Genomic DNA, 4,483 nt, shown 5'->3' on the forward strand with positions numbered 1-4,483 from the left:
GCCAAAATACATCAACGATGCTGCAATTGGCAGTAAATATTGGGATATAGCTACATTTAGTTCTAACAAATACTTACAAATGTCAGCTTATAATGCAGGCTGCTCAAAAACTTATTTTATTATTCCAGTCGATTTTACCAAGGCGAATCAATTTTTATTTAAATCAAAAGACGGGTACAATGACGGAAATCCTTTGAAAGTGTATTACACTTCTGACTACGCACCAGGCAACAATGTTGATCAAGCAATTTTAATTGACATTACTTCTAAATTTAAAATCTCTGCAGGAAACAATGATGGTTATGGAGCTGAGTTTGTAAATAGTGGTATTTATGCCATTCCCAATTCTTTATCCGGAAACGGCTATTTCATTTTTGAATATAATGGCACAACCGGAATTACTACAACAATGCAATTGGATGATATTGTGGTGAGATAATTATAGTAACAACAATTCGTAAAACAACATAGTTATTCTATATTTGTTATGAGGACTAAACATTTGTAAATAATCTAATTTTGAGATTTCACACTATCATCCAGGAAGCTGTTTTTTATAAACTTGTATTGTTTATTTTTGTGATGTCATTTTCGAACATTCAAGCCCAAACACTTATGAAAATTCCCCCTAGTTTACAAAAAGGCGATACTATAGCAATAGTAGCTACTGCCAGAAAAAACATCGATGATAATCTAAAACCTGCTATTGATTTAGTACACTCATGGGGGCTAGAAGTGGTAATTGGGAATTCAATTGGTTTAGACAATAATCAATTAGCCGGAACCGATGAACAGCGTGCTGCTGATTTTCAAGCACAACTTGACAATCCAAACATCAAGGCAATATGGTGTGTTCGTGGGGGCTATGGTACCATTCGAATTATTGATTTAGTCGACTTTACCAAATTCAAACAAAACCCAAAATGGATTGTTGGTTTCAGTGATGTAACCGTAATTCACAGCTATTTAAACAAACTTAATATAGCTTCTATTCATGCTGTAATGCCAGTAACCGTTGCAAAAGCAACTCCAAGCGCCATCGAAAATTTACGGAAATCGCTTTTCGGCGAAAATCTAAACTACGAATTGAGTTGTAATACTGACAATCGTTTAGGAAAAGCAAAGGGCGAAATTGTTGGCGGTAATTTATCTATTTTATATGGTTTGATGGGTTCGAATGCACAAATTGATTGCAAAGGGAAAATTCTTTTCCTCGAAGATTTAGACGAATATTTATACCACATTGACCGGATGATGATGAGTTTGAAACGTTGTGGTTGCTTTGATAATCTTAATGGGTTAATAGTTGGCAGTATGACAAAAATGAAGGATAATGATATACCTTGGGGGAAAAATGCCAACCAAATTATTACGGATATTACTAAAGGCTATACATTCCCTATTCTGTATAATTTTCCTGCAGGACACATTCACGATAATAACGCCATGATTTTTGGAAAACAAGTTTCGTTAGAATTAGATGCTACAAATTCAAAGTTAATTTTTGAGTAATTTTTCACGATAAATCAAAAATCAAAAATCGTTATTCCACAATCTAAAATCAAATGGCTGAACACAACGAATTAGGAAAACTAGGCGAAGAATTGGCGGTTCAGTTTTTAAAGAAAGAAGGCTATGAAATTCTAGAAACCAATTGGACTTTCCAGAAAGCTGAAATTGATATTATTGCCAAAACAGAAAACACCCTTGCCATTATTGAAGTCAAAACGAGATCATCTTTAGATTTTGGATTGCCACAAGATTTTGTAAAACCCAAAAAAATCCAACTTTTAGTCAAAGCCGTAAACGAATATGTAGTTTCGAATAATTTAGATATAGACGTTCGTTTTGATATTATTGCGATTACTGCGTCCGTTCAACCTTCGGTTTCGGGTTACAAAGCCGGCAAATCATTTGACATAGAACACCTTAAAGACGCTTTTTATCATTTTTAACAAAAAAACATCTTGTTATATTTGTAACAAATTGTTTTTTTATTTATTTTTGCCTTAAATATTTCAACTCTATAACGTTTCAGTTTGTTTTTAAACAAACAACATAAGAGAATTTCATCTAAAATAAATTACACAAAACATGAGAACTGTTTCTTCAATTGTAGAAAACTACATCAAAACTAAACCTTTTTTGTTAAACGCATTGTCGTTAGGAATTATTAATTTGACATCCTTATCGCGAAATATTATGGTCGAATTAGAGAGCGACTTCAGCAAAGAAGTAAAACAAGGAGCTGTTGTAATGGCTCTAAAAAGACTTACAGAAGAATTAGACTTTAGACTCAATCACAAAATAAATAAAGTTATAAAAAACATTGGCGAAATTACCGTTCGTTCCGCATTGACGGATTATACTTTTGCGGCTTCGGATACTGTTTTGAACAAACAAGCCGATTTGATTACTGATATTAATGCTTTTTCAGATATTTTTTATACGTCTTCACGAGGGGTAAATGAAACGAACATTGTGGTCAGTAATAGTGTAAATCACTTGGTCGACAAACATTTTGCCAACGAAAAATTGATTCAAAAACTAGAAAATCTGGCTTCTATTACCGTAAAATTACCCAAAGAAAACATTACGGTTCCAGGTATTTATTATTTCATTTTTCAGCGTTTGGCTTGGGAGGGGATTATTATCAACGAAGTAATTTCAACCTCTAACGAATTTACCATTTTAGTAAGTGAAAACGAAGTAGATGTTGCTTTTAAAGTAATTAAGGATTTGAAGAATTAATATTTTTCCAAAGCTTCCAGCCTTTTAAAGGCTGGAAGCTTTAAATAAAACAATCTAATTATGAACCCAATTCCTCTTGAAAATGGCAAATATTATCATATTTACAATAGAGGAAATAATGGAATCGATTTATTTTATGAAACTGAGAACTACAATCATTTTTTAAGACTTTACGAAAAGTATATCGATCCAATAGCAGAAACTTTTGCTTGGTGCCTAATGAAAAATCATTTTCATATTCTAGTTTATATCAGAGAAATTAATGAAATCGACAAAACAAAATTAGAATATTCTTCAACCGAGAAACCAAAGATGCTAAGTGCATCAAAACAGTTTTCAAATTTATTCAACGCTTATACTCTAGCAATGAATAAACGTTATAACCGAACTGGAAGTTTATTTGAAAAAAACTTTAAAAGAAAAGTTGTCGCTTCAGAAAATTATTTTCAAAAACTGATTTTTTACATACATAACAATCCTGTTCATCATAAATTTACCGAAAATATCTTAGAATATCCATGGACTTCTCATGGTACAATCATTTCAACAAAACAAACAAAATTACAACGGAATAGAGTTATAGAATTCTTTAATGATTTGGAAAATTTCAAATATTATCATTCTACACATCAGGATTTAGATGAAATTGAGAATTTGATTATTGAATAATTTTGCTCCAAAGCTTCCAGCCTCTAAAATTAATTATAGTGTTTACCAAAGCTTCCAGCCTTTAAAAGGCTGGAAGCTTTAATATAAATCAACCACCCAACATCTCCATCAACTCCAAAGCTCTCCTAGTAGTTTTCACATTTTCAAAAGTCAACAAAAGCCGCAAACCAGCTGGTGTTTGTTTTTCTTTCATTACACAAATAGCGCTGTTTTTTTGCACAAACTGAATTACTTGATGAAAACGTTTGGAAGTATAAAAATCCGAGTTTTGATCGGCAACAAAATAGCCAATCATCTTGCCTTTTTTCATTACTAATTTCTCGATTCCAACTTTGGTAGCAATCCATTTGATGCGAATGCTATTCATCAACGCAAGTGCTCGTGGCGGCATCGGGCCAAAACGGTCAATCAATTTATTTTGGAAAACAACCAATTCTTCCTCATTTGTTACATTACCCAATTCGTTGTACAAGCTCAATCGCTCCGAAACATTATTAATATATTCATCCGAAAACAACAACTCAAAATCAGTGTCGATTTGAAGGTCTTTTACATATTCTTTCTCCACTCCGCTATCTTCGTTTTCATACAAATCCTTGAATTCATTTTCCTTCAATTCATCGATGGCTTCGTTCATAATTTTTTGATAGGTGTCAAATCCTATTTCGTTAATAAATCCCGATTGTTCACCACCCAATAAATCTCCAGCACCACGAATTTCCAAATCCTTCATCGCAATATTGAAACCGCTTCCCAATTCTGAGAATTGCTCTAAAGCCTGAATTCGTTTTCGGGCATCATCCGTCATTGCCGAATACGGTGGACAAATAAAATAACAAAACGCTTTCTTGTTGCTACGTCCTACTCGACCGCGCATTTGGTGCAAATCGGACAATCCAAAATTATTGGCATTATTAATAAAAATAGTATTCGCATTCGGAACGTCTAATCCGCTTTCGATAATTGTGGTTGCTACCAAAACATCGAATTCGCCGTTCATAAAAGCCAACATTAATTCTTCGAGTTTGCGGCCTTCCATCTGGCCATGACCAATTCCCACACG

The 4,483-nt window shown here is 33.3% G+C and carries 6 protein-coding genes; 5 read left to right on the top strand and 1 reads right to left on the bottom strand.

The genetic code is table 11. The features are described from left to right. The 5 genes from ACKVOD_RS09010 to ACKVOD_RS09030 all read left to right on the top strand — a co-directional run. A partial coding sequence (locus tag ACKVOD_RS09010; RefSeq protein WP_409209138.1) for a choice-of-anchor J domain-containing protein occupies positions 1–439 on the top strand: 439 nt, incomplete at its 5' end. Positions 440–615: 176 nt separating this feature from the next. Next, positions 616–1,512, top strand: a complete 897-nt coding sequence (locus ACKVOD_RS09015; RefSeq protein ID WP_409209139.1) for an LD-carboxypeptidase — start codon at positions 616–618, stop codon at positions 1,510–1,512. Positions 1,513–1,565: 53 nt separating this feature from the next. Further along, a complete protein-coding gene (locus tag ACKVOD_RS09020; protein ID WP_409209140.1) occupies positions 1,566–1,955 on the top strand; it encodes a YraN family protein in 390 nt (129 codons plus the stop codon). Between the two features lie 139 nt (positions 1,956–2,094). Beyond that, positions 2,095–2,751 carry an aspartate kinase gene (locus tag ACKVOD_RS09025; RefSeq protein WP_409209141.1) on the top strand — a complete coding sequence of 219 codons (657 nt, stop codon included), beginning with the start codon at positions 2,095–2,097 and terminating at the stop codon, positions 2,749–2,751. 60 nt (positions 2,752–2,811) lie between these two features. Further along, positions 2,812–3,420: a transposase gene (locus tag ACKVOD_RS09030; RefSeq protein ID WP_409209142.1), complete on the top strand. Its 609-nt coding sequence runs from the start codon at positions 2,812–2,814 to the stop codon at positions 3,418–3,420. An 88-nt stretch (positions 3,421–3,508) separates the two neighbouring features. Here ACKVOD_RS09030 and ACKVOD_RS09035 read toward each other — a convergent pair. Continuing rightward, on the bottom strand, positions 3,509–4,483 hold a 975-nt coding region (locus ACKVOD_RS09035; RefSeq protein WP_409209143.1), incomplete at its 5' end, for a TRCF domain-containing protein.

This window comes from Flavobacterium sp., assembly GCF_046155325.1.
Classification (GTDB): Bacteria; Bacteroidota; Bacteroidia; order Flavobacteriales; family Flavobacteriaceae; genus Flavobacterium.